The organism is Arthrobacter sp. C152, from assembly GCF_054890965.1.
This window is the reverse complement of sequence record NZ_JBTZSU010000018.1, coordinates 12,964-35,092: the sequence shown is the minus strand read 5'-3', so window position 1 is coordinate 35,092 and position 22,129 is coordinate 12,964. Positions and strand designations below refer to the sequence as shown.

Here is a 22,129-nt window from a genome sequence, read left to right as displayed (position 1 = left end):
CGCCGCCGCTGGGTGTGGGCGCCGGGGCTGTGGGCCGCGGCAGTCACCGCGATGCGGGGCCGCGATATGTCCCAGTGCCGCTGCCGGCCCCTGCCCGCGTGGCCCGGACGCCTGAGTGGCACCGGAATGCCAAGTGGCAGTGGGCTTGCGGCGTCTACGGAGGTCCGACCAGCACGAAGAACAACCGGCCCTGTGTGGACGCTCCTGCGAGGCGGGCCGCTTGCTCGGGGCCGGCGGCAACGACGATCAGTCCATCCGTTTCCGTGGTGCCCAGCCACTGTCCGCTCTGCCCGCCCTTGTTCGAGGTCCACAGGACGGGAACGGCGGAGGCCAGCACCTCCGGTGGTCCCTGCTGGTCGAATCCGTTGGCCGATGTGAGGACAACGTTCACCAGTTGGCCCGGGGCCACCAGTTGGGTGGATGAGGCGTCCGCCATTCTCAGGGGAACGGCCGCCGAGCCCGGCGGGGTTCCCGCCAGGAGCCCCGGGCCCAGCAGTTGGGCGTCAGTCAGGAGCTGCCCTTTGCGCAGCGGCGTGGCCAGCTGTTTACCGGCCGCGGCGCCGGGGTCCTGGAGGAAGCCATCAGCAACTACCCCGGGAGGCACCCGAACGGTGGCCAGGTCTGACGCGGCGAGGGCCGTCCCGGCCGGCAGGTCGCGGGCCGCGGAGAGTGCCGCCACGGTGCTGAGCGGGGCCGGGGTCAGCTGTTGCACCGCTAACGCGGCGGCCGCGCAGAGCAGCAATGCCGCTGCGAGGCGCCGGTTACGGCTTAGCCATGCGGCGAAGCGGACGGTCCGGGGCCTGCTGGGTGGACGCGAACGGCTGGAAGGGCGCGGGCTGCCCGTGCGGCGGGCATTGCCGCGCCGGCCGCGGAAGGGATGAACAGACATGCGCCCACGCTAACGCCGCGCGAACGAGGCCTGACAGGGAGATCTCTGGCTATGTGGATAGCAGCCGCAAGGAACAAAAGTTGGCGGCAGCGCGGTCACCGCAGAAGCTGCGGGTGGACGACAGCGGCCGGCGCTGGAAGGCGCCGGCCGCGGACGAAGTTTGAAGGGGCTAGCTTGCCGCTGCTGCCGGCGCCGGGGCGGGCGCTGCAGCAGGAGCCGCCGAGGCTGCAGCCGGCGCGGGGGAGACGGAGCTGCCCTTGGAATCGCGCGAGTCGGTGCGGTAGAAGCCCGAGCCCTTGAAGACGACGCCGACGCTGTTGAACTTCTTGCGCAGCGTTCCGTCGCATTCGGGGCATGAGGTCAGGCTGCTGTCCGAGAATGACTGGACGATGTCGAAGGCGTGGCCGCAATCCTTGCAGGCGTAAGCATATGTTGGCACTGGTGCTCCTCCTCTTGGGCAAACGAGAGGTCCCGTGCTGCCACTTGGTGAACCATTAGCAGTCGCAGGGCCTGAGTGCTAATTCTAGCATTACCTGCTGCGCGGCGGTGCGTGGTCGTGCCCGGGTCAGGCGCCCCCGCCCAGGGGCTTGAACCCGGAGGGCGTGAGCACGGCCGGAACCGGGCGGTCGAACTCTTCGGCCGGGATCCTGCCCGCGGGCAGCAGTTCCTCGTCGTAGATAACCGCGGCCAGTGGAATATCCTTCCCGGCCGTGGCCAGATGGCCAAGGAACTTGTCGTAGTAGCCGCCGCCCTGCCCGATCCTGTTCCCCGCCAGGTCTACAGCCGTCGCCGGAATGAAGAGTGCCTGGGCCTCTCCCGCCACGTCAGGCCCGTACCGGGGCCCCTCGGGTTCAAGGATGGGTGCGTAGCTGCTGCGGACGAAGCCAACATCCGGAGTCCAGAACACCCAGCTCAATTCCCGGCCCGGTTCGCACACCGGAAGCAGGACCTTGTGGCCGCTGCCGTGAAGGGCGGCGACCAGGGGCAGGGTGGGAGGCTCCTTTCCCACGCCAAGGTAAACGCACACCGTTGCGGGCCGCCCGCCGGTCACAGACCCCGCCCAGGTCTCGCCATGACGTGCCAGCCCGGCGCCCGCGGCTTCGAGTTGCTCATGGGTGAGCGTGGCCCTCCGGCGCCTGTGCGCGGCACGGATGCCGTCCTTGATGGTGTTCGACTCCTGCAGCATGGTGTCCTTCCTGCTCTGCCTGCCGCGGTCGCGGCGTCCGGCGGTCCGCCGCGGGCCTGCCGGGGCTTCGATGGTTACGGAAATGCTTGACGCTGACGTTAGATTAGTCCGGTGACTACCAGTAACCCGAGGGTCCGCAAAGCCGTCATCCCCGCAGCCGGCCTGGGCACCAGGTTCCTGCCCGCCACCAAGGCCATGCCCAAGGAAATGCTTCCCGTTGTGGACAAGCCTGCCATCCAGTACGTGGTGGAGGAAGCCGTCACCGTTGGCCTCAACGACGTCCTGATGATCACCGGGCGCAACAAACGCGCGCTCGAGGACCACTTTGACCGGGTGCCCTCGCTCGAAGCGATGCTGGAGGAAAAGGGCGACACCGCGAAGCTGGAAGCCATCCAGTACGCCAGCAAACTCGGTGATATCCACTATGTCCGGCAGGGCGACCCCCTGGGCCTTGGCCACGCCGTGCTCCGGGCCAAGCAGCACGTGGGGGAGGAAGCCTTCGCTGTCCTGCTGGGCGATGACCTGATCGACCCCCGCGACGAACTCCTCAGCACGATGATCGATGTCCAGGCCAGGACCGGGGGCTCCGTCGTCGCGCTGATCGAAGTGGAGCCTGCGCAGATCAGTGCGTACGGCTGCGCCGACATTGAGGAATTCGACGGCGAGGGCTACGTGCGCGTGAACCGCCTAGTGGAAAAGCCTGCGCCGGAGGAAGCCCCGTCCAACCTCGCCCTGATCGGGCGCTATGTTCTGCACCCCGCCGTCTTCGGCGTCCTCGAAGAAACCGAACCGGGCCGGGGCGGGGAAATCCAGCTGACGGATGCCCTGCAGGAACTGGCATCCGGCGAGGGGGAGGGCTACGGGGTCTACGGCGTGGTGTTCCGTGGCCGCCGCTACGACACCGGCGACAAGCTCAGCTACCTCCAGGCCTGCATCCAGCTCGCCGTCGACAGTGATGACCTCGGCCCCGGCCTGCGGCAGTGGCTGCCCGGCTTCGCCGCCGGCCTGTCCGGGTAACGCCGGTGCGCGCTGGCCCCATCTGGCCCGTTTCCCTGGAATGCGGCGACCTCGTCCTGCGTCCCATCAGGTACCGCGACAAGAAAGAGTGGACCGAGGTGCGGTCGCGGAACAGCGAATGGCTTGCACCCTGGGAGGCCTCCAATCCTGAGCCGGGCGGCGGGCTGCCGGATTACCGGCACATGGTGCGCTCGCTGAATGCGCAGGCTGCACAGGGCACGGCGCTGCCCTTCGTCATCACGGAGTGGACGCCGGGGCACAGGAATCCGGTCATCATAGGCCAGCTGACAGTCTCGTCCATTGTCTGGGGTTCGGCCATGATGGCCACCCTGGGGTACTGGGTGGACAAGGAGCGGGCCGGCCGGGGCATCGCCCCCACCGCCGTCGCACTGGTCACCGACCACTGTTTCCGGAACCTTGGCCTGCACCGGATGGAAATCAACATCCGGCCCGAAAACGGGCCCAGCCTGCGCGTGGTGGAGAAACTGGGCTTCCGGGACGAGGGCTACCGCCCGCGCTTCCTGCATATCAACGGTGAGTGGGCCGATCACCGGTCGTTCGCCCTCACCTCCGAGGAGGTCCCCGAGGGCCTCCTGGCCCGCTGGCTGGCATCGCGTCCTTCATAAATCCAGTGATTTGCCGGCGGCGGCACGACACACCGTGTCTAATGCGGCTTGAGCAGCCACGATGCTCATACGGTTTTGAGTGTGGACTTCCCCCTTAGCAGCTCAGTGATCCTTGTGGTTGCCGTCGTGCTCTGGATTGTTTGGGTTGCCCCTTACGTCCTCAGGAACCGCCGGCACCAGTTCCAGACCGCAGGCGACTTCCCGGTGGACGCCCCGGCCGATGAGAGGCCAGACCAGCCAGCCGGCCTGGTAATGAACATCGCCGCCCAGCAGGAGAAAGCCATGGAACCCAGGAAGAGTGCCGCACCCGCTGCCGGCGCTGCCAGCTCTGCACCCCCGGCCCGGTTCCGTATCCGCTACGGCCGGACTGCGCTTGCGCTGGTTGGCCTGTTGTCGCTGGTGACCCTGTTCATCTCCGGCGTGCTGTTGGCTTTCGGCCTGGGATCGCCCGCCCTTCCCCTGGCGTGCGCCGTGCTGACCCCGGCATCGGTGGCGGTGCTGCGCTGGCTCGCCGTCCGCGACCGCAAGGCGAAGGTGAACGCCGCGTTCCGCTCCGCCATGAGCGCCGCGCCCGCCCGCCGGCCGGAAGCGGCCCAGGCCGCTCCGCCCAAACCTGAGAAGGCACCTGCCCGGCCCGAAAGCCCGCTCTTTGACGCCGAGGCCGGCGAACCCAAAATCAAGCCACTGACCGCCATGGAACTGCGGGAAGCAGCCCTCGCCGTCGCCGTTGCGGCGGGTGACCCAAGCGCCGCGGCTGCCTCGGGCGCCGTTGCAGGCACGACCTGGGAGCCGGTGGAAGTTCCCAAGCCCGTCTACGTGGAGGCCGCGAAGGCCGAGCGTCCCGCTCCCGAACCGCTGGAGCTTCCGGAGGCCCCCAAGGCCGTGGGCAAGCCGTCGTTGAAACAGGGCGCCGCCGGCGTGCCCTCGGCGGAAGCCGTAGCCGCCGCCGAACAGCAGCTCGGCAAGGCGCAGCGGGCCCTGAGCAACCTCGACGACGTCCTGCAGCGCCGCCGAGCCTAGGCTGGCGCAGGGGTGCCGCCGTCCCTGTGGCGCGTCAATTGGCGTTGTGCCGGGAAAATTTGTAGCCTAGGGACACCGGCTCCGCAGCCGCCCGGAAACTTCGCAGGCTGCGGCCAGTTCCGGGGCTATAGCTCAGTTGGTAGAGCGCTTCGTTCGCATCGAAGAGGTCAGGAGTTCGAATCTCCTTAGCTCCACACAGGGAAACGCGCTGCGATGAGCAGGCCATCCCGTTCGCACCGGCCTAGAGTGGCCCCATGGGAATCATCATTGGACTTCTTGTCATCTGGCTCATCCTGTCCATTGTGGGCTTCGTCGTGAAGGGCCTGCTGTGGCTGGCGATCATCGGCCTGGTCCTGTTCGTCGCCACCGGCGTCTGGGGCTGGCTCAAGCGAAGGACCAACGCCTAGCCTGAACAGGCAGCACAGGCTGGCCAAACGCTGCCAAAGGACTCTGTCCACTCCCGGCAAAGACCGTCACGCTTGCTCCATGAGCCGTACAGAACAGGCGGGTGGCCCGGCGCGATCCATACGCCGGAAACGATGTGGATATTCCCAAGTTTCGGCGGGCCGGCGGTATGTCCTGGTTGCGTCGGGAGCCCGGCCACGGGGCAGGCTGCTGGGTTGGTGGGACCATCTGTAGCAGGAACGCGCGAGAACCTCGGCCGTGACGACGAGAGCGGCAGCCCTGGTTTCGCTGCTCGTGCACGCTGCAGGGAATGCCCGGGTAGCCGTGGACTTGGGGCGGCCCCCTAGATCCAGCCCTTCCTCTTGAAGATGGCGTACATGAGCGCGCCCGTTGCCACCATCAGGCCAAGCGCCATGGGATAGCCAAAGGCCCAGTGCAGCTCGGGCATATGGTCGAAGTTCATGCCGTAGATGCCCGCCACGAATGATGGCGCGAAGAGGATCGCCGCCCACGACGAAATCTTCTTGACCTGCTCGTTCTGTTCGGCGCTCGCTTCGTTTTGCCTGTTGGCAGTCAGGGTCCCGTCCAGGGTGAGGGCGTTCTGCAGGAGGTCGCGGAACGAGTCCGCCCGGGAAATCACCCGTTCAACGTGGTCCTCGACGTCCCGCAGGCTGTGCCGCAGCTCGGTTTCCACGCCGTATTTCTCAAACCCCCGCTTCAGCTGGTCCAGCATCTCGGGCAAGGGATGGATGGCCCGCTGGAACTGGATCACTTCACGGGCCAGTTCGTAGATGCGCCGTGAGACGGCGGAATCGCCGCTGAACAGCTGGTCCTCGATTTCGTCGATGTCGTTTTCGAGCCCGGCCACCACCGGCGCATAGTCGTCGACAACCCGGTCCAGCAGGGCGTACAGCACCGCTTCGGGGCCGTGCCTCAGGAGGTCCGGCCGCGCCTCCAGCCGCTGCCGGACCCGCGCCACCCCGGCCGTCTCGGCGTGCCGCACGGTGACCACGAAATTCTTCCCCGTGAAGACGTGCAGTTCGCCGAATTCCACGGTTTCGCTCGCGTCCAGGTAGCGGGCCGGGCGCAGGACGGTGAACAGGTTGTCTTCGTAGCGTTCCAGCTTGGGCCGCTGGTGGGCGGACACGGCGTCCTCCACGGCGAGTCCGTGCAGCCCGAACTCGGCGGCCACCGCGGCCATTTCGTCAGCCGTGGGCCGGTAAAGCCCGATCCAGGCCATCCCGCCGTGCCGGGCCAGGGTCTCAAACGTCTGCTCCAGGCTTTCCGGTTCTGCATGGCGCACGCCGTCGACGTACACGGCATTGTCGATGATGGTCATTCAGGAAATCCTAGCGGCCGGCCCCGTGGCGCCGCTGAGGCCGCTGATGAGCGGCTCGGCCCGGTACGGGATGTGGGTGTGCAGCGCCAGCACCGTCTCGGTGCGGATGACGCCCTTGATCCTGAGGACCTGGCGCAGGGACGCCTGCAGGTTGTGGGTGTCCGTGGCCACCACGCGGCACCAGACATCGCCACGTCCCGAGATTTCATGGACTTCCAGGACCTGCGGGATGAGCCGCAGTGCCGCCACCACGCCATCCAGTTCGCGGTGCGAGACTTCGATGGTCACGAAGGCCACCACGTCATAACCCACGGCCTCAAGGTCAACCTCCTGCCCGCCGGTCCGCAGCACCCCGGCGCGCAGCAGGCGGCGCAGCCGCGTCTGGGCCGTGTTGCGGGCAATGCCCAGCGAGTCGCTGAGCTCGGCAACCTGGATCCTGGGATTCCTGACCAGGGCCAGGAGGATCTTCAGGTCCGTGGGGTCGAGTTTGTTCAAAACCGTCACTCTCCATCATGCGGGCGGCAAAGAATTGATGATTCTGCTCAATTATGCCCCCAATATCCGACAGAACAGGCAGCCGTGCCGCACTCTGGAACCATCACAGGTCCATCCCGCGGCGGGCTCCCACAAGGACAACCCGCCGCGGCCACCCCTAGGCGGCACAATGACGGTCTTCAGCGAACTGCGCATGCGCCCGGCGACGGTTGCACCCACCGGCTGGGATGCGTCCACCACAGCGCGCCTGGTGATGGCCGGTGCCGTCATTTTCATGCTCCTGGTGGGCGCGAATCTGGCCACGCCCCTGTATCCGCTGCTGCAGGCCGGCCTGGGCCTGTCGAGCCTCGGAATCACCGCCGCTTTTGCCAGCTACGTGCTGGCACTGGTGGGAACCCTGCTGCTGGCCGGCCACTGGTCCGACCACATTGGCCGGCGCGCCGCCCTCCTGGTCGCCGTGCTCACCGGCCTGGCCGGCGGCTGGATCTTCTCGCAGGCGCACACCCTGGCCACACTGTGCGCGGGCCGGGCGCTGCAGGGAACCGCGGTTGCCCTCGCGACCGGGGCCAGCGCGGCAGCCCTGCGCGAACTCCTGCCCTCGCGCCCGGAATGGGCATCACGCTTCACGCTGCTGGCATCGTCCGGCGGAGTGGCGGCGGGGCCTGTCATCGGCGGCCTGCTGTCGGAGCTCCCGGGCCCCACCACGGCGCCGTACTACGTCCATTCGGTCCTCCTCGCCGCGTTGCTGGTGCCGCTGTACCTGATCCGCGCCCGCCCGGCGATCATGCTGCCGGCGCCTTCTGCCCGGCCCCTGTACGCACTTGCTCCGCGGCGTCCGTCCGTCTCGCACCAGGCGAGGGGCGCATTCTGGCTCGCATCCGGCGTCGGCTTCCTGAGCTTCGCCGTGTTTGGCTTCTGCCTGTCGCTGGCACCGGGCTACTTCGCCGAGGTCCTGGACACGCAGTCCCGGCCGCTGGTGGGCGTGCTGGCCGGCCTGCCGCTCGGGGCCTCGGCGCTGAGCCAGCTGGTCGCCGTCCGGGAACGCGTCGCGGTGCCTGCCGGCCTCGCGGTCCTGGGCGTGTCCGTCATGCTGCTGGGTGCGGCAGGCGCCTGGCACAGCCCCCTGCTGCTGGTGGCGGCCGCTGTGAGCGCCGGACTGGGGCAGGGGGTGGCCTTCCGCACGGTCTTCAACCAGGTCGCCGCGAAGGTGGAACCGGCGCGGCATGCCCAGATCATCAGTACCGTCTACGTCATCACGTACCTTGGCAGCGCCGTCCCCGTGCTGGGCCTCGGCTGGGCCGGCGGGATGGTCGGGATGGCGGCCGCCGTGCAGGGCTTCGTGCTGGTGTGCGGTTCGGCGGCGCTTGTCCTGTCCGCCGTGACGCTGGCCGGGGGAGTGCGGCGGCGCGCCTCCTAAGGTGAACGCGCCTGCTGGTCCGTTCAGTCCGGGAGCGGCCCGTGGTTGCCCTGGATGTGTTCAAAGACCAGGGTGGTTTCGGTGTGGCCCACCACCGGGTCCGTTGCCAGGTTGTCCAGGACCCAGTCCCGCAGGTCCTCGGTGCTTCCCACCGCGATGTGCAGCAGGTAGTCCACGGAGCCGGAGGTGTGGAACGTCGAGAGCACGGCGGGCAGGTGCGGCACGCGGGCGGTAAAGCGGTCGATCTGGTCGCGGTCGTGGGCGCGGAGGCGCACAGCCACCAGCGCCTGCACCGACCTGCCGATCGCGGACAAACTGAGTTTTGCCTCGTAACCCTGCACGATGCCCCGCTCCGACAGTGCGCGCGTGCGCATCAGGGCGGTGGACGGCGCGATGCCCACCAGTTCGGCGAGCTGCTTGTTGGAGATCCTCGCGTCCGCAACCAGTGCCGCCAGGAGCCGTTCATCGATGGCGTCCAGCGGTTCCAGATGCTGCCCGGGCCGGCCGTTCCTGGCGTTCGTGCTCACTGCGGTTCCTTCCAACGTTCCTCCGTTCATCCTAGACCGCAGAATCAGTTCCATCCGGCGCCGCAGTACCCGTCACGCCGAATTTCCGCGCCTTCGTTCCCGGCCTATGCCAGGAAAAGTTCAGCATCGTCGTCCGCGTCAGTGGGTGGCCGGCTCCGCGCCGGGATGGACGACGGCGACAGTCGCCGCGGTGAGGCAGGCCAGGACCATCACGGCCCCCGCCAGGGCGTTCCAGCCCCAGGCCTGGAAGAGCAGGCCGCCGGCCCACCCGAGCAGGCTCGAGCCCAGGTAGTACGCCAGGTTGTACAGCGATGCGGCCTGCGCCCGGCCGGTGCTGGCGATGGCACCGGTCCAGCCGGACCCGATGCTGTGGGCGGCGAAGAAACCGCCGGTGAAGATCACCAGTCCTGCCAGGATCAGGACCAGGGACGGTGTCAAGGTCAGGGCCAGGCCGGCCATGGCGAGGGCCAGGCCTGCCAGCAGCACGTTCCGCCGCCCGAACCGCACCGTCAGGCCCGCCGCCCAGCGGGACGAGAACGTGCCGGACAAATAGGCGAGGAAGATCAGGCTGATCACTGTTGCCGGGAGGCCGAAGGGTGCGCCGGAGAGCCGGAAGCCGAGGTAGTTGTAGATGGCCACGAAGCCACCCATCATCAGGAAGGCCTGGACGTAGAGCGCCAGGAGCCGGATGCTCCTCACATGCCCCATCAACGTCCGCAGGGCAGAGCGGAGTCCCGCCGCCCGGGCCGGAACGAAACCACGTGCCGGCGGCACCAGGACAAGGAATGCCACGGCCGCGAGGGTTGCAAGGAGGGAAACTGCCAGGGCGGCGGCCCGCCAGCCCCACAGCTCGCCCACCGGACCCGCCACGAGCCGTCCCGCGAGGCCGCCGAGCGTCGTGCCGGCAACATAGCTCCCCGCCGCCAGCGCCGCATGCGCCTTGGTCACCTCCTCGTTGAGGTAGGCGATGGCAATCGCGGGAATCCCGCCCAGCGCCATTCCTTCGAGGAGCCGCAGCGCCAGGAGCACGCCGAAATTCCCGGCCAGCGGAACCAGCAGCCCCAGGACCGTGGCGGCGCAGATGCCCCACATCATGGCCCGGACCCGGCCGATCCTGTCCGCCAGGAAGGACCAGGGGATGACCGTAGCGGCCAGCCCCACGGTGGCCAGGGAGATGGTCAGGGCGGCCTCCGCGGCCGTGATTCCCAGATCCCCGGCCAGCAGCGGAAGGACGGCCTGGGTGGAGTAGAGCTGCGCGAAGGTGGCAACCCCGGCGCAGGACAGGCCGGCCAGGATCCGTCCGTAAGCGCGGGATCCCTTGGCGTGTCCGTTCCAGCGGGGAAGCGCGCTACTGGCCGGGGAGGTTGCATTCTGCCGCATCCGGCAAGCGTAGACCCGCGGCCGTAATGCCTCCAATGCATGTATCGTGCCAAACTGATAGCAATTGCTGATGAATTGTGCCGGAGGGGGAGTGCCGTGGAACCTGACAGGAAACAACTGGCGCAGCTGCTCCCGCTCCTGCCGGTGCTCGCGGAACTTGGCCGCACGGAGCATGTCACAGAGACGGCGGAACTCTTAGGCGTGCCGCAGTCGACCGTGAGCCGGGCGCTGGCGCGGGCCAGCGCCGCCGTCGGAACCGAGCTCGTGGTGCGGGACGGCCGCGGCGTGCGCCTCACCCCGGCTGCCCGCACCCTGCTGCCCTTCATTGGGCAGGCGCTCGCCGAATTCCAGGCAGGACTGGACCTGGTGCGCAACGAATCGGAAGTGGTGCGCGGCAGGATTTCAGTGTCGTTCCAGCACACGTTCGGGGAAGCAACCCTGCCGCTGCTGATCAGCGCCTTCCGGACCCGCCACGCGGGGGCCGAATTCCGGCTCAGCCAGGGTGCACGCAGCGCCTGCCTCGAGGAACTGGCGGCGGGGGAGGCCGACCTGGCGCTGACCGCCCCGGTGGCAACCCCCGGAAGGAACCTGGAGACGGCCCCGCTGTACCGGGAACCGCTCCGGCTGGTGGTGCACCACAGCCATCCCCTGGCGGGGCAGCGGAGGGCGCGGCTGGCGGATCTCCGGGGAGAGCCGTTCGTCGCTCTTGAGCCCGGCTACGGGCTGCGTTCGCTGACCGATGCGCTCTTCCGGGAAGCGGGCTACCGCCCGCGGATCGCCTTCGAAAGCCAGGATTCGCACACCGTCCGTGGCCTGGTCTCCGCGGGTCTCGGCGTCAGCATCCTTCCACCGGGCGGCGACGCTCCCGGCAGGATTGTCCGCCCCGAGACGGGAAATCTGGGCTGGGTGGAAGTGCCGCTGGACTCCGATTTGGCCTTCCGCGTCGTCGGTGTGAGCTGGCGGCGGCGGAAACCGGACAGCGAGCCGGTGGGGGTCCGGCTCTTCCGCGAACTTGTGGCCACCGAGGGGCCGGCGCTGCTGGCCGGCCTGGTCCAGCGGGGGAAGCGGCCGCCCCGGTAGGCGCTCGACGGCGGGACGCACCACAGTGCCCCGGCTTCCGGGAGCCTCGGGGCCACGTACCCTTGTGACGTGGCAAACAGTGACGTGACAAACACGCAGGACTCTTACGCTTCGTCCGCAGCCGGCCAGGACGTCCCCGGTGCCGGCCCGCTGAGCGGCATCACCATCGGCCTGGACATTGGAGGCACCAAAACGCACGGTGTCCGCTTCGAGGACGGCCACGCGGTCGCGGACGAATCGGCCGGCAGCTCCAACGTGCAGAACGTCACCCGGGAGGAGGCGGCGCGCAATCTCGCCGACCTTTTTGCCCGGATCGGCGCCGGCCCCGTGGCACGGGTGTACGCCGGGTCCGGCGGAATCGACACGGACGAGGACGCCGCTGCCCTGGCCGGGCTGATCCAGCCCCTTGTTCCGGGCGCCAAAGTCACCGTTGTCCACGATTCGCGCCTTTTGCTGGCCGCGGGCCGCGCCACCACGGGGGTCGCGGTGATCGCGGGGACGGGTTCTGCCGCCTGGGGCCGGAACGCCGGCGGCGCAGAGGCCAGGGCCGGCGGCTGGGGATACCTCCTCGGGGACGAAGGCAGCGGCTACTGGCTGGGCAGGGAAGCGGTGCGGCACAGCCTGCGCCGGATGAACCAGGGCCTGCCCGCCGACCAGCTCACGGCGGCGCTGCTCAAAGCCTGCGGCATCGACCACCCGAACAAGCTCATCGCACTGTTCCACTCACCGGAAACGGGCCGGCGCTTCTGGGCGCAGCAGGCCCGGCACGTGGTGCAGGCCGCGGCCGCCGGACACGCGGACAGCACGGCGCTCCTCGAACAGGCCGGCCAGGACCTTGCCGCGCTGGCGGCCCAGGTGCTGGGCCAGCTGGACCTGGACGGTCCGGTGATCCTGGGCGGCGGACTGGGCATGAACGTCGCGCCCCTGCAGGAGTCCTTCCGCCGGCACCTGGCCAAGGCAGGGATCACGGAGGTCCGGGTCCTGGACCAGGAACCGGTGTTCGGCGTGCTGGAACTGGTGGCGGAGCCCGCCTAGTCCACGTGGGTCAGTCCACTGCCCGCTTCCTGGGCGTCAGCCGGACCCCGGGAAGCGGAGGCGCCGGGATGCGGCCTGCTTCAGCACCCGCATCGGGTCCGTGGCCCTTCACCAGGCCGTAGCGGGCAGCAGCCGTTTCGGCGTCGGACAGGCCGGCCTGGGCTTCCCACTCGTCCCGGGCCTGCTCCACTTCCTCGTGCGTGCGGCCCACGAAGTTCCACCACATCAGCAGTTCCTCACCGAACGGCTCGCCGCCGATCAGCAGGAACCGGGTGCCGGGCAGCGCCTGCACCCGCAGTTCACTGCGCCCGGTGCCCAGGTAGCCCAGCGGTCCGGCGGGCAGCTCCTGCCCGTCCACCGCCAGGCCGCCGTCGAGCACCAGGATGCCGTGCTCAAAGCCAGGGTCCAGCGGCAGGACGGCGGCACCCCCGCAGGAGACCTCGGCGCCCACGATCGGCGAGAACATGGTGGCCGGGGACTCAGCACCGGCAAAGCTGCCCACCATGACCGTCGCGGTGAAACCCTGGCCGGTGGCCACCGGCAACTCCCGGTGCTGTTCGAAGGCAGGCGCCCGGTGCCGGTGCTGGTCGGGCAGGGCCACCCAGAGCTGGAGGCCGCGCTGCACCGGCAGCTCGTCCCCGGCGGGCGGGAGCACAGCGAACTCGGAGTGCGAAACACCGTGCCCCGCTGTCATGATGTTCAGTTCACCGGGCCGAACCACGACGTCGCTGCCCACGCTGTCCCGGTGCCGGATGTGTCCCGCCAGCGGCCACGTCACCGTCTGCAGCCCGATGTGCGGATGGGGCAGGACGGACATTGCCGTCCGGTCCGGCCCGAAGCTGTCCAGGAAACACCAAGCGCCGATGGTCGGAAGGCCACGCTGCGGCAACGTACGCTTCACGTTCATCGCCCGCACGCCGCCCAGCGGCACTTCCCGTTCCGGCCACAGCTGGAGGCACGGCCCCGGGTTCGCGCCGGCGGGGGCCGGCGGACAGACTTCCTGCTGGGGAAAAACTTCCAAGTTGGTCACAGACCCACTGTAGGCCCGCGCGTGGCCTTCCGGTGCGGTGCCGTCCCATCCGCCGCGGACGGGGCTCCGAATGGTCACAGTAGGGATTCCTTTGCCCGGATTGGCCCCGCATCTGGTGAAGGCGGGCGCCGTTTGGGTTACCGTAACTAACAGCGTGCTGATGACAATGTCGCGGTGCCGAGAAGGCCCGTCCAACAGAACAGGTAAGTCCGCACCATGGACCAGGCGATGATCGAGTTCCAGAGCGTTACCAAGCAGTACCCGGGCGGACAACCGGCCGTGGACGGGCTGACAATGTCCATCGCCAAGGGCGCGGTCACCGTGTTCGTGGGGCCCTCGGGCTGCGGCAAGACCACATCGCTGCGCATGATCAACCGGATGGTCGAGCCAACGTCCGGAACCATCACCGTGAACGGCAAGGACGTCACCTCCGTCCCCGCTGCCGAGCTCCGGCGCTCCATGGGGTACGTGATGCAGTCCGCCGGGCTGCTGCCGCACCGCTCGGTGCTGGACAACATCGCCACCGTGCCCCGGCTCAACGGCGTCTCCAAGGCGCAGGCGCGGAAACGGGCGGAAGAGCTCCTGGACGTGGTGGGCCTGGCGCGTGCGCTCGGCAAGCGCTACCCCTCGCAGCTTTCGGGCGGCCAGCAGCAGCGCGTCGGCGTGGCCCGCGCGCTCGCCGCAGATCCGCCGGTACTCCTCATGGATGAGCCCTTCAGCGCGGTAGACCCCGTCGTCCGGGACGAGCTCCAGCAGGAGCTGCTGCGCCTCCAGCAGGACCTGGCCAAAACCATCGTTTTCGTGACGCACGATATCGACGAGGCCATCACCCTCGGCGACAAGGTGGCGGTCTTCGCCACAGGCGGGAAGCTGGCACAGTACGCCACGCCGGAAGAAATCCTGCGGGCTCCGGCCAACAACTTCGTGGCCTCCTTCGTGGGCAGGGACCGCGGTTTCCGCCACCTGGGCTTCACGGCGTCCGACGGCGTGACCCTCAATCCGGTGCCCACGATCATCCGCGGTGCCACGGGCTACGAGTCGGATCCGTCCGCCGCGGGCGGCTGGCAGCTGGTGGTCGACGCCGAGAAGCGTCCGCTGGGCTGGTCCGCACCCGGCACGGAGACGGAGCTTGTTCCCGGCGGATCCCTGTTCCATCCCGGTGAAAGCCTGCGCCGGGCCCTGGACGCCGCCTTGTCCTCCCCGTCCGGCCTGGGCGTTGCCGTGGATTCCGACGGCCGGGTACTGGGCGCCATCCGCGGCGGCGAGGTGCTTGCGCTCATCGAGGAAGCGCGCCAGTTGCGGCAGGCTGCGCTCTGATGGAGTGGTTCCTGGCGAACATCAGCATGGTCCTGGTCCGCGGCGGCCAGCACCTGGTCCTGGCGCTCGTCCCGATGGCCCTGGGCCTGCTGATCTCCATTCCACTGGCGCAGCTGGCCCGGCAGAACACTGCACTCCGTTCGGTGGTGCTGACTGTTTCGTCGCTGCTGTACACCATCCCCTCGCTGGCGCTGTTCATCATTCTTCCCACCATCCTGGGCACCCGCATCCTGGACCCGCTCAACGTCGTGGTGGCGCTCACCATCTACGCCGTCGCGCTGCTTGTCCGGGCCGCGCTCGATGCCTTCGACTCCGTGGACGCGGACGTGAGCCAGGCCGCGCAGGCCATGGGGTTCAAGCCGTTGGCGCGGTTCCTGCAGGTTGACCTGCCATTGTCGCTGCCGGTGCTGTTCGCCGGCCTGCGGGTGGTGTCGGTCAGCAATATCTCGCTGGTCAGCGTTGCCGCCCTGCTGGGCGTGGGCAACCTGGGCATGCTGTTCACCGACGGCCTGCAGCGGGACTTCGTCACCGAGGTGGTGGTGGGGATTGTGGCAATCCTGGTCCTTGCCCTGCTGATGGACGCGGTGCTCGTCCTGCTCGAGCGGCTCCTCACCCCCTGGGAACGGGCCGGGAAACGGCAGCGCCCGGCAGCGGAGGGCGCCAGTGATGGCGGGGCCGGCGACGCCGGGCCCGCGGCCCGCTCCCTGGCCGGGCCCCGGACGGCAGGCGGAAACGCATGAGCAACGTCTTCACGGACACCTTCGCCTGGCTGGGGGATCCGGAGCATTGGTCCGGTTCCATGGGCATTCCCGTCCGGCTGGCCGAACACCTCCAGTACACCGGCCTGGTGGTGCTGATCGCCGCCGCCATCGCCGTTCCGGCCGGGCTGTTCGTCGGCCATACCGGAAAGGGAAGAGTCGCCGTCGTCGCCCTGGCCGGTGCCTTGCGCGCCCTGCCTACCCTTGGCCTGCTGACGCTGTTCGTGCTCCTGGCCGGCATCGGGCTCATGCCCCCGGTCTGGGCGCTGGTCATCCTGACGGTGCCGCCCCTTCTCGCCGGAACGTATGCCGGGATCTCCAGCGTTGACCGGAACGTGGTGGACGCCGCGCGCGCCATGGGCATGACCGAACTGCAGGTCCTGTTCAAGGCTGAACTGCCCAATGCGCTGACGGTGATGTACGGCGGCTTCCGGACCGCCGTCCTGCAGGTGATCGCCACCGTTTCCGTGGTCGCCTACATCAACCTCGGCGGCCTGGGCCGTTATCTGTTCGACGGCCTTGTCCTGAGCGACTTCCCCCAGATGCTGGGAGGCTCCCTCCTGATCGCCGTGCTGGCGATCGCCGTGGACCTCGTCCTGTCCCTGTTCCAGAGGCTGTTCCTGACACCAGGGGCCTCACAGCAGTCCCACCGCAGCCAGGAGGCTGCGGTCGATCTCACAGACCCCGTGGTTGCGGAGACTGTCGTACAAGGAGGTAAGTCATGAAAGATCAGCGTCCCCAGCGCCTTGGCAGGCGCGCGTTCAGCGGCCTCGCCGCAGGACTTGGTGTGGCAATGGCGCTGTCCGCCTGCGGTGGTTCGTCGAATCCGCTGAGCAATACACCGGCACCCAGCGGCGGCGCTTCGGGCGAGGCGACGTCCCTGGTGGTGGGCTCCGCCGACTTCCCGGAGAGCCAGATCATCGCCGAACTGTATGCCGGCGCCCTTAACGCGAACGGCATCACTGCCACCACCAAGCCCAACATCGGCTCCCGCGAGGTGTACTTCAAGGCCGTGCAGGACGGCTCCGTGGACGTGGTTCCGGACTACAGCGGCAACCTGCTGCTCTACGTCAACAAGGAAGCCACCGAGGTATCCGCCGGAGACATCATCAAGGCCCTGCCCGGCAAGCTGCCAGACGGGCTCGCCGTGCTGGATGCGTCCAAGGCGGAGGACAAGGACGCCATGGTGGTCACCAAGGCCACGGCCGAGAAATACCAGCTGAAGTCCATCGAGGACCTCGCCAAGGTCTGCAGTGATATCACCGTCGGCGCCCCGGCGACGTTCGCGGAGCGCGCCTACGGGCTGCCCGGACTGAAGAAGAACTACAACTGCGTGCCGAAGAAGCTCGAGCCCTTCAGCGACGGCGGCGGACCCGTGACGCTCAAGGCCCTGCTGGAAGACAAGGTGCAGGTGGCCGACATCTACACCACGACTCCTTCCATCGCGGACAACGACCTCGTGGTGCTCGATGACCCGAAGAACAATTTCATCGCCCAGCAGGTCCTGCCGCTGTACAACAAGGCGAAAGTCACGGACAAGGCGAAGCAGGCGCTCAACTCGGTCTCGAGTGCCCTCACCACGGACGACCTGATCAACCTGAACCGGGCCGTCAGCGGCAGCCAGAAACAGGACGCCAAGACCGCAGCCACGGCGTGGCTGAAGGACAAGGGGATCGTCAAGTAGGAGCGCCGGTTCCCCGCCCGCCAGGGCGGGGACAGGCAGGGTGATGACGACGGCGGCTGCCGGACCGTGGAATGTCCGGCAGCCGCCGTCGTCCGTGTGGCGGAGGTCTCAACGGGGATGCATCCTTCCTGTGGCATATTTGAGGGATGGCAGAATTCCGGCAGTCCACCAAGCTCAACAACGTCCTGTATGACATTCGTGGACCGATCCTGCAGGCCGCCCAGCAGATGGAGGCGGAGGGTCACCGGATCCTGAAACTGAACATCGGCAACCCGGCACCCTTTGGGTTCGAAGCGCCGGACGCCATCCTGGTGGACATGATCCGCCACCTGCCCCACGCGCAGGGCTACAGCGATTCGCGCGGCATCTTCTCCGCCCGCACGGCCGTCTCGCAGTACTACCAGACCCGCGGCATCCAGAACATCCACGTCGACGACATCTACCTGGGCAACGGCGTCAGCGAACTGATCACCATGTCCCTGATGGCGCTGCTGGACGACGGCGATGAGGTCCTCATCCCCACCCCGGACTACCCGCTGTGGACCGCGTCCGTGGCGCTGGCCGGTGGCAGGCCGGTCCACTACCTGTGCGACGAGGAATCGGGCTGGCAGCCCGACCTTGAGGACATGGAAGCCAAGATCACCCCGCGCACCAAGGGGATCGTGGTGATCAACCCAAACAACCCCACCGGCGCCGTCTACCCCGAAGCGACGCTGAAGCGCATCGTGGCGCTGGCGGAGAAGCATGGCCTGGTGATCTTCGCCGACGAGATCTACGAGAAGATCCTGTACGAGGATGCCGTCCACGTGAACCTGGCCGGGCTCACCGGCGACGATGTCCTGTGCCTGACCTTCAGTGGACTGTCCAAGGCCTACCGGGTCTGCGGCTACCGCGCCGGCTGGATGGCGATCTCCGGGCCCAAGAAGGACGCCGCCGACTACCTTGAGGGCATCAACCTCCTGGCCAACATGCGCCTGTGCGCCAACGTCCCCGCCCAGCACGCCATCCAGACTGCGCTGGGCGGCTACCAGAGCATCAACGACCTGATCCTCCCGGGCGGCCGCCTCCTGGAGCAACGGAACAAGGCGTACGACATGCTCAACGCCATCCCCGGCGTCAGCACCCAGCAGGCACGCGGCGCCCTTTACCTCTTCCCGAGGCTGGACCCCGAGGTCTACCACATCCGTGACGACGAGAAGTTTGTCCTGGACCTCCTTCGCGAGCAGAAGATCCTGGTGTCCCACGGCCGGGCCTTCAACTGGGTGCGCCCCGACCATTTCCGCATGGTCACGCTGCCCAACGTCAAGGACATCGAGGAAGCCATCGGCCGGATGGGGGACTTCCTCAGCAGGTACCAGGGGAACTAGCCTGTGGTCACGGGCGCACCGCGTCCGTGACCCTCCCGTGGAAGGACCCCCATGGCCGCCATTGTCGGTTTCGACCAGCATCCCTCCGAAACACTGCGCGTCAAGAAGGGATTTTCCCTGGCCGCAGTGGACCCTGACGCCACGCCGGGCTACAGCGGCAACAAGGCTGACGGTGAAGCGTTGCTGGCGGAGCTGGACGGCAAGCTCACGGAAATGCAGGAGAAGCTCTTCGCGGAGTCCAGGTTCGGCGGGAAGAAGCGGATCCTCCTGGTCCTGCAGGCGATGGACACCGCGGGCAAGGGCGGAATCGTCAACCACGTCATGGCCACCATGGACCCCCAAGGCGTCCAGTTCAAGGCGTTCAAGGCACCCACGGAGCAGGAGAGATCCTACGATTTCCTCTGGCGCATCGAGAAGGAGGTGCCAGCAGCCGGAATGATCGGTATTTTCGACCGCTCCCACTACGAGGACGTGCTGATCCACCGCGTCCACAACTGGGCAACACCGGACGAAATCAGCCGGCGCTACCGGGCCATCAACGAATTTGAGGCGCGCCAGGCCGACGCCGGAACCAAAATTGTCAAGGTGATGCTCAACATCAGCAGGGATGAGCAAAAGTCCCGGCTGCTGGCCCGCCTGGACAACCCCGCCAAGCACTGGAAGTACAGCAGCGGTGACTTGAAGGAACGGGCCTTCTGGGACGACTACATGGCGGCCTACCAGGCTGCCTTCGACCAAACCAGCACGGCCGCGGCCCCCTGGTACGTGGTCCCGGCCAACAAGAAGTGGTTTGCCCGGATCGCCGTACAGCAACTGGTCATGACGGCGCTGACCGATCTTCGCCTCGAGTGGCCCAAGGCCGAGTTCGATGTTGACATCGAACGGGAACTGGTGGCCCGGTCCTGAGCCTGCGTTCCACCCCGGGCGCGGCTTTCACCCCGGCGCGGTTTTCACCCGGGCGCGGGCCCGCGACCCGTGGCCGGGCCGCGGCCTTAGAGCGGCTGGTCGCGGGCGGCAGCCAGCCGCTTCCGTGCGCCTTCCAGCCACTCCTCGCAGCGTGCGGCCAGAGCCTCGCCACGCTCCCACAGTGCCAGGGATTCCTCCAGGCTCGCCCCGCCTGCCTCCAGCCGGCCCACCACGGCGATGAGCTGCTCGCGGGCCTCCTCGTAGCTGAGGGCCGCGACGTCGGACCCGGGCTTGTTGTCTGTCATGCGTTCTCTTCCACTTCCTGCTGATGGTCTGGGTTTCCTGGGCGCAGCTCACCGGTGGAGGTGGCACCGAAGCGGCCTTCCGCCACACGGATTGAGAGTCCAGCCCCGGCCGGGGCTTCGGCCGGGCGGCGGACCACGGCGTGCCCGGCCTCGGCAATCCGGGCGGCCTGGTCGCCGGCCAGTTCGACGACGGCGTACCCCCGGTCGAGGGTCTTTTGCGGGGAGAGCGCGCGGACCTGGGCTTTCAAGTGCTCAAGCTGGTCAGCGGCCCGCACCACGGTTGAGCTCACGGCGGCGGAGGAGCGGCGCAGCAGCCGCTCGATTTCCTCGGCCCTGACGGTCACCAGTCCCTCGGGCGCGGCCAGGACGGGCCTGGAATGCAGCGACGCCAGCCGGTCCGATTCGCGGTCCACGAGCCGTTCCATGCAGCGGCGCAGCTGCTCGCGTGCCTGCCGCACACCGGCAAGTTCCTCGGAGACTTCCGGGACGATCCGTTTGGCGGCGTCCGTGGGAGTGGAGGCGCGCAGGTCCGCGACGTCGTCCAGCAGCGGCCGGTCCGCCTCATGCCCGATGGCGCTCACCACCGGGGTGGCGGCTGCGGCAACGGCCCGGACCAGGTCTTCGCTGTTGAACGGCAGAAGGTCTTCCAGGGCGCCGCCGCCGCGGGCGATGACAATGACGTCCACCTCGGGCCGTGCGTCCAGTTCGCGCAGCGCACGCACAACCTGGGCTACCGCCGTATTGCCCTGGACCGCCACTTCACGGATTTCAAATTCAACCGCCGGCCACCTCAGGGCAGCGTTGCGCAGGATGTCCTTCTTGGCATCCGAGTCGCGGCCGGTAATCAGGCCGATCCGGTGCGGAAGCAGTGGCAACGGCTTCTTGCGGGAATCCGCGAACAGGCCTTCCGCGGCAAGGGCCTGGCGCAGCCGCTCGATCCGGGCCAGGAGGTCGCCCAGCCCGACGGGCCGAATATCGCGCACCAGCATGTTGAGCCGGCCCGTCTTCAGCCAGAATTCAGGTTTCAGCAGCGCAACCACGCGCGATCCCCGCTCCAGCGGAAGGTTCTGGCGTTCCAGCACCTTGGTCCACACCGATGCCGGCAAGGACACCTCCGCGTCGACGTCCCGAAGGGTGAGGTAGGCGTTGCTGCCCCGGCGGTTCATTTCGATGACCTGGCCCTCCACCCACGCTGAAGGGGTCCGGTCGATATGCGCCTTCAGTTTCTGGGACAGCAACTGCAGCGGCCAGGGGTTGTCGGGGCTGGTCTCCGCCGCTGTGGCCGGCAGCGTGGTCGGCGGGGTACCGGGAAGGGACGCCTGCTCAGACATGCGGCTGCCCTTGCTGGGCTGGTACTGCGGGCATGGGGTCCTTCGACTGTTGTGGGCGGTCAATCAACCTTATCCATAAGGTGTAGCACCGGGGGCTGACAGCAGCCGCCCACTAAGCCTGCCTAGGATGGTTTTACCGCCATCAACCCCAAAGGACCTGCTGTGCGCACTTTTGTTTCCGCCATCGCCACCGTGCTTGGCCTCCTCCTGGCAGCCGTGGCAGTACCCGCCGTCTGGGTGGACCGGACCATCGTCCAGGAGGACGGCTTTGTCCGGCTCGCCGCACCCCTGGGCAGGGACTCCGACTTCCAGAAGAAACTGGCCTCGGCCGCGGTGGGGACCATCGATACCGGGGCGGTCCCGGGTTTCCTGTCCGGCCTGGTCGAGCCCATGCTGGAGAAGGCGGCGGAGTCCCTGACCGGGCTGCCCGGCTATCCTGCAGCCTGGGAGGAAACGCTGCGAAGGAGCCACCGCCTGAGCTTTCCGGGCCAGGCCGCGGAGGCTGCCGGAGGCGCCGGCGCCTCGACGCTGACCCTCGACGTGGCACCCCTGGTTGCCCTCGGCTCCGGGGAGATTTCCCGTGCCACCGGCCTGCCCCTCGATCCGCCGGCGCAAACGCTGATCAACGTGGGCCAGCCCGCGCAGCGGCAATGGGCCGAGCAGCTGGCCACCTACGCGCCCATGGGCTACATCCTGGCCGTTGGTGCCGCCGTCGCGTTCCTGCTGGCGCTCGTTGCGGCACGCCGCCGCTGGACCGTGTTCATGGCCACGGGAGTGGGGGCGTTGGCTGTGGCAGCCCTCTGGGCGCTCGGTTCGCAACTCGGCACCGGGCGGGCAGCCGCCACGGATACCGGCAACGCGGTGGCCAACATGTTCCGGGACGAATTCGTGGCCGCGGCTGCCGCGGACTTCCAGGCCTGGACCGCCGCGGCCGCCATCAGCGGCGGGGTCCTGGTGGCAGTGGGCATTGTGACGTTGTTCGCAGGCCGGAGACGGCCGCGGACGAGCCGGTAGC

General features: G+C 68.2%; 24 protein-coding genes and 1 tRNA gene. 15 read left to right on the top strand and 10 right to left on the bottom strand.

What is annotated here, in order from left to right; genetic code table 11:
- Positions 1-154 precede the first annotated feature (154 nt).
- The 3 genes from cpaB to ACYSM9_RS13440 all read right to left on the bottom strand — a co-directional run bounded on the left by cpaB (position 155) and on the right by ACYSM9_RS13440 (position 2,075).
- Positions 155-889, bottom strand: a complete 735-nt coding sequence (gene cpaB / locus ACYSM9_RS13450) for a Flp pilus assembly protein CpaB (RefSeq protein WP_461857462.1) — start codon at positions 887-889, stop codon at positions 155-157.
- A 169-nt stretch (positions 890-1,058) separates the two neighbouring features.
- Complete coding sequence (locus ACYSM9_RS13445) at positions 1,059-1,328, bottom strand: FmdB family zinc ribbon protein (protein WP_461857461.1); 270 nt, start codon at positions 1,326-1,328, stop codon at positions 1,059-1,061.
- Between the two features lie 126 nt (positions 1,329-1,454).
- Entirely contained in the window at positions 1,455-2,075 is a 621-nt protein-coding gene (locus ACYSM9_RS13440; RefSeq protein ID WP_461857460.1) for a 5-formyltetrahydrofolate cyclo-ligase, read from the bottom strand.
- Between the two features lie 111 nt (positions 2,076-2,186).
- On the opposite strand from ACYSM9_RS13440, the gene galU reads away from it, so the two are divergent.
- The 5 genes from galU (at position 2,187) to ACYSM9_RS13415 (ending at position 5,145) form a co-directional block, all read left to right on the top strand.
- The gene (galU, locus tag ACYSM9_RS13435; protein WP_461857459.1) at positions 2,187-3,092 is read left to right on the top strand and encodes a UTP--glucose-1-phosphate uridylyltransferase GalU; all 906 of its coding nucleotides are present in this window, start codon (positions 2,187-2,189) and stop codon (positions 3,090-3,092) included.
- A gap of 5 nt (positions 3,093-3,097) precedes the next feature.
- Complete coding sequence (locus ACYSM9_RS13430) at positions 3,098-3,718, top strand: GNAT family N-acetyltransferase (protein WP_461857458.1); 621 nt, start codon at positions 3,098-3,100, stop codon at positions 3,716-3,718.
- A 105-nt stretch (positions 3,719-3,823) separates the two neighbouring features.
- On the top strand, positions 3,824-4,738 hold the full coding sequence (locus ACYSM9_RS13425) for a hypothetical protein (protein ID WP_461857494.1): 915 nt from the start codon (positions 3,824-3,826) through the stop codon (positions 4,736-4,738).
- Between the two features lie 121 nt (positions 4,739-4,859).
- Positions 4,860-4,932, top strand: a tRNA-Ala gene (locus ACYSM9_RS13420).
- A 60-nt stretch (positions 4,933-4,992) separates the two neighbouring features.
- Positions 4,993-5,145: a hypothetical protein gene (locus tag ACYSM9_RS13415; RefSeq protein ID WP_018760353.1), complete on the top strand. Its 153-nt coding sequence runs from the start codon at positions 4,993-4,995 to the stop codon at positions 5,143-5,145.
- A 341-nt stretch (positions 5,146-5,486) separates the two neighbouring features.
- Here ACYSM9_RS13415 and corA read toward each other — a convergent pair whose 3' ends face one another.
- Positions 5,487-6,482, bottom strand: coding sequence for a magnesium/cobalt transporter CorA (gene corA / locus ACYSM9_RS13410; RefSeq protein ID WP_461857457.1), 996 nt, complete (start codon positions 6,480-6,482; stop codon positions 5,487-5,489).
- Positions 6,483-6,977, bottom strand: coding sequence for an Lrp/AsnC family transcriptional regulator (locus ACYSM9_RS13405; protein WP_461857493.1), 495 nt, complete (start codon positions 6,975-6,977; stop codon positions 6,483-6,485).
- Positions 6,978-7,146: 169 nt separating this feature from the next.
- Here ACYSM9_RS13405 and ACYSM9_RS13400 point away from each other — a divergent pair, with 169 nt between their 5' ends.
- Entirely contained in the window at positions 7,147-8,394 is a 1,248-nt protein-coding gene (locus ACYSM9_RS13400) for an MFS transporter (protein ID WP_461857456.1), read from the top strand.
- 23 nt (positions 8,395-8,417) lie between these two features.
- Here ACYSM9_RS13400 and ACYSM9_RS13395 read toward each other — a convergent pair whose 3' ends face one another.
- Complete coding sequence (locus tag ACYSM9_RS13395) at positions 8,418-8,921, bottom strand: Lrp/AsnC family transcriptional regulator (protein ID WP_221386558.1); 504 nt, start codon at positions 8,919-8,921, stop codon at positions 8,418-8,420.
- Between the two features lie 138 nt (positions 8,922-9,059).
- A complete protein-coding gene (locus ACYSM9_RS13390) occupies positions 9,060-10,301 on the bottom strand; it encodes an MFS transporter (protein ID WP_461857455.1) in 1,242 nt (413 codons plus the stop codon).
- A gap of 96 nt (positions 10,302-10,397) precedes the next feature.
- On the opposite strand from ACYSM9_RS13390, the gene ACYSM9_RS13385 reads away from it, so the two are divergent.
- On the top strand, positions 10,398-11,381 hold the full coding sequence (locus ACYSM9_RS13385; RefSeq protein ID WP_461857454.1) for a LysR family transcriptional regulator: 984 nt from the start codon (positions 10,398-10,400) through the stop codon (positions 11,379-11,381).
- An 84-nt stretch (positions 11,382-11,465) separates the two neighbouring features.
- Positions 11,466-12,416 (top strand): N-acetylglucosamine kinase, encoded by a 951-nt coding sequence (locus ACYSM9_RS13380; protein ID WP_461857453.1) that lies wholly within the window; start codon positions 11,466-11,468, stop codon positions 12,414-12,416.
- Positions 12,417-12,426: 10 nt separating this feature from the next.
- Here ACYSM9_RS13380 and ACYSM9_RS13375 read toward each other — a convergent pair whose 3' ends face one another.
- Positions 12,427-13,446 carry a pirin family protein gene (locus tag ACYSM9_RS13375; protein ID WP_461857492.1) on the bottom strand — a complete coding sequence of 340 codons (1,020 nt, stop codon included), beginning with the start codon at positions 13,444-13,446 and terminating at the stop codon, positions 12,427-12,429.
- 216 nt (positions 13,447-13,662) lie between these two features.
- Between ACYSM9_RS13375 and ACYSM9_RS13370 the strand changes: the two genes are divergently transcribed.
- The 6 genes from ACYSM9_RS13370 to ACYSM9_RS13345 all read left to right on the top strand — a co-directional run bounded on the left by ACYSM9_RS13370 (position 13,663) and on the right by ACYSM9_RS13345 (position 19,478).
- Positions 13,663-14,763: an ABC transporter ATP-binding protein gene (locus tag ACYSM9_RS13370; RefSeq protein ID WP_461857452.1), complete on the top strand. Its 1,101-nt coding sequence runs from the start codon at positions 13,663-13,665 to the stop codon at positions 14,761-14,763.
- The gene (locus tag ACYSM9_RS13365; protein WP_461857451.1) at positions 14,763-15,503 is read left to right on the top strand and encodes an ABC transporter permease; all 741 of its coding nucleotides are present in this window, start codon (positions 14,763-14,765) and stop codon (positions 15,501-15,503) included. Before ACYSM9_RS13370 ends, ACYSM9_RS13365 begins: the two co-directional genes overlap by 1 nt.
- Complete coding sequence (locus ACYSM9_RS13360; RefSeq protein ID WP_461857450.1) at positions 15,500-16,246, top strand: ABC transporter permease; 747 nt, start codon at positions 15,500-15,502, stop codon at positions 16,244-16,246. Before ACYSM9_RS13365 ends, ACYSM9_RS13360 begins: the two co-directional genes overlap by 4 nt.
- Positions 16,243-17,205, top strand: a complete 963-nt coding sequence (locus ACYSM9_RS13355) for an ABC transporter substrate-binding protein (RefSeq protein ID WP_461857449.1) — start codon at positions 16,243-16,245, stop codon at positions 17,203-17,205. Before ACYSM9_RS13360 ends, ACYSM9_RS13355 begins: the two co-directional genes overlap by 4 nt.
- 146 nt (positions 17,206-17,351) lie before the next feature.
- Positions 17,352-18,572 carry a pyridoxal phosphate-dependent aminotransferase gene (locus ACYSM9_RS13350; RefSeq protein WP_461857448.1) on the top strand — a complete coding sequence of 407 codons (1,221 nt, stop codon included), beginning with the start codon at positions 17,352-17,354 and terminating at the stop codon, positions 18,570-18,572.
- 51 nt (positions 18,573-18,623) lie between these two features.
- Positions 18,624-19,478: a polyphosphate kinase 2 family protein gene (locus tag ACYSM9_RS13345; RefSeq protein WP_461857447.1), complete on the top strand. Its 855-nt coding sequence runs from the start codon at positions 18,624-18,626 to the stop codon at positions 19,476-19,478.
- Positions 19,479-19,564: 86 nt separating this feature from the next.
- Here ACYSM9_RS13345 and ACYSM9_RS13340 read toward each other — a convergent pair whose 3' ends face one another.
- Both ACYSM9_RS13340 and xseA read right to left on the bottom strand, forming a co-directional pair.
- Positions 19,565-19,783 carry an exodeoxyribonuclease VII small subunit gene (locus ACYSM9_RS13340; protein WP_461857446.1) on the bottom strand — a complete coding sequence of 73 codons (219 nt, stop codon included), beginning with the start codon at positions 19,781-19,783 and terminating at the stop codon, positions 19,565-19,567.
- Positions 19,780-21,114: an exodeoxyribonuclease VII large subunit gene (xseA, locus tag ACYSM9_RS13335; RefSeq protein WP_461857445.1), complete on the bottom strand. Its 1,335-nt coding sequence runs from the start codon at positions 21,112-21,114 to the stop codon at positions 19,780-19,782. Before xseA ends, ACYSM9_RS13340 begins: the two co-directional genes overlap by 4 nt.
- A 162-nt stretch (positions 21,115-21,276) precedes the next feature.
- Here xseA and ACYSM9_RS13330 point away from each other — a divergent pair, with 162 nt between their 5' ends.
- Positions 21,277-22,128 carry a hypothetical protein gene (locus tag ACYSM9_RS13330; protein ID WP_461857444.1) on the top strand — a complete coding sequence of 284 codons (852 nt, stop codon included), beginning with the start codon at positions 21,277-21,279 and terminating at the stop codon, positions 22,126-22,128.
- The last annotated feature ends 1 nt before the right edge of the window (position 22,129 follow it).

What these genes read in the sequence shown, in the direction of transcription:
- ACYSM9_RS13365 (WP_461857451.1), top strand. Translation starts at nt 14,763, where the DNA reads ATGGAGTGGTTCCTGGCGAACATCAGCATGGTCCTGGTCCGCGGCGGC.
- ACYSM9_RS13370 (WP_461857452.1), top strand. Translation starts at nt 13,663, where the DNA reads ATGGACCAGGCGATGATCGAGTTCCAGAGCGTTACCAAGCAGTACCCG.
- ACYSM9_RS13340 (WP_461857446.1), bottom strand. Translation starts at nt 19,783, where the DNA reads ATGACAGACAACAAGCCCGGGTCCGACGTCGCGGCCCTCAGCTACGAG.
- xseA (WP_461857445.1), bottom strand. Translation starts at nt 21,114, where the DNA reads ATGTCTGAGCAGGCGTCCCTTCCCGGTACCCCGCCGACCACGCTGCCG.
- ACYSM9_RS13390 (WP_461857455.1), bottom strand. Translation starts at nt 10,301, where the DNA reads ATGCGGCAGAATGCAACCTCCCCGGCCAGTAGCGCGCTTCCCCGCTGG.
- ACYSM9_RS13440 (WP_461857460.1), bottom strand. Translation starts at nt 2,075, where the DNA reads ATGCTGCAGGAGTCGAACACCATCAAGGACGGCATCCGTGCCGCGCAC.
- ACYSM9_RS13355 (WP_461857449.1), top strand. Translation starts at nt 16,243, where the DNA reads ATGAAAGATCAGCGTCCCCAGCGCCTTGGCAGGCGCGCGTTCAGCGGC.
- cpaB (WP_461857462.1), bottom strand. Translation starts at nt 889, where the DNA reads ATGTCTGTTCATCCCTTCCGCGGCCGGCGCGGCAATGCCCGCCGCACG.
- ACYSM9_RS13415 (WP_018760353.1), top strand. Translation starts at nt 4,993, where the DNA reads ATGGGAATCATCATTGGACTTCTTGTCATCTGGCTCATCCTGTCCATT.
- ACYSM9_RS13360 (WP_461857450.1), top strand. Translation starts at nt 15,500, where the DNA reads ATGAGCAACGTCTTCACGGACACCTTCGCCTGGCTGGGGGATCCGGAG.
- ACYSM9_RS13350 (WP_461857448.1), top strand. Translation starts at nt 17,352, where the DNA reads ATGGCAGAATTCCGGCAGTCCACCAAGCTCAACAACGTCCTGTATGAC.
- corA (WP_461857457.1), bottom strand. Translation starts at nt 6,482, where the DNA reads ATGACCATCATCGACAATGCCGTGTACGTCGACGGCGTGCGCCATGCA.
- ACYSM9_RS13345 (WP_461857447.1), top strand. Translation starts at nt 18,624, where the DNA reads ATGGCCGCCATTGTCGGTTTCGACCAGCATCCCTCCGAAACACTGCGC.
- ACYSM9_RS13400 (WP_461857456.1), top strand. Translation starts at nt 7,147, where the DNA reads ATGACGGTCTTCAGCGAACTGCGCATGCGCCCGGCGACGGTTGCACCC.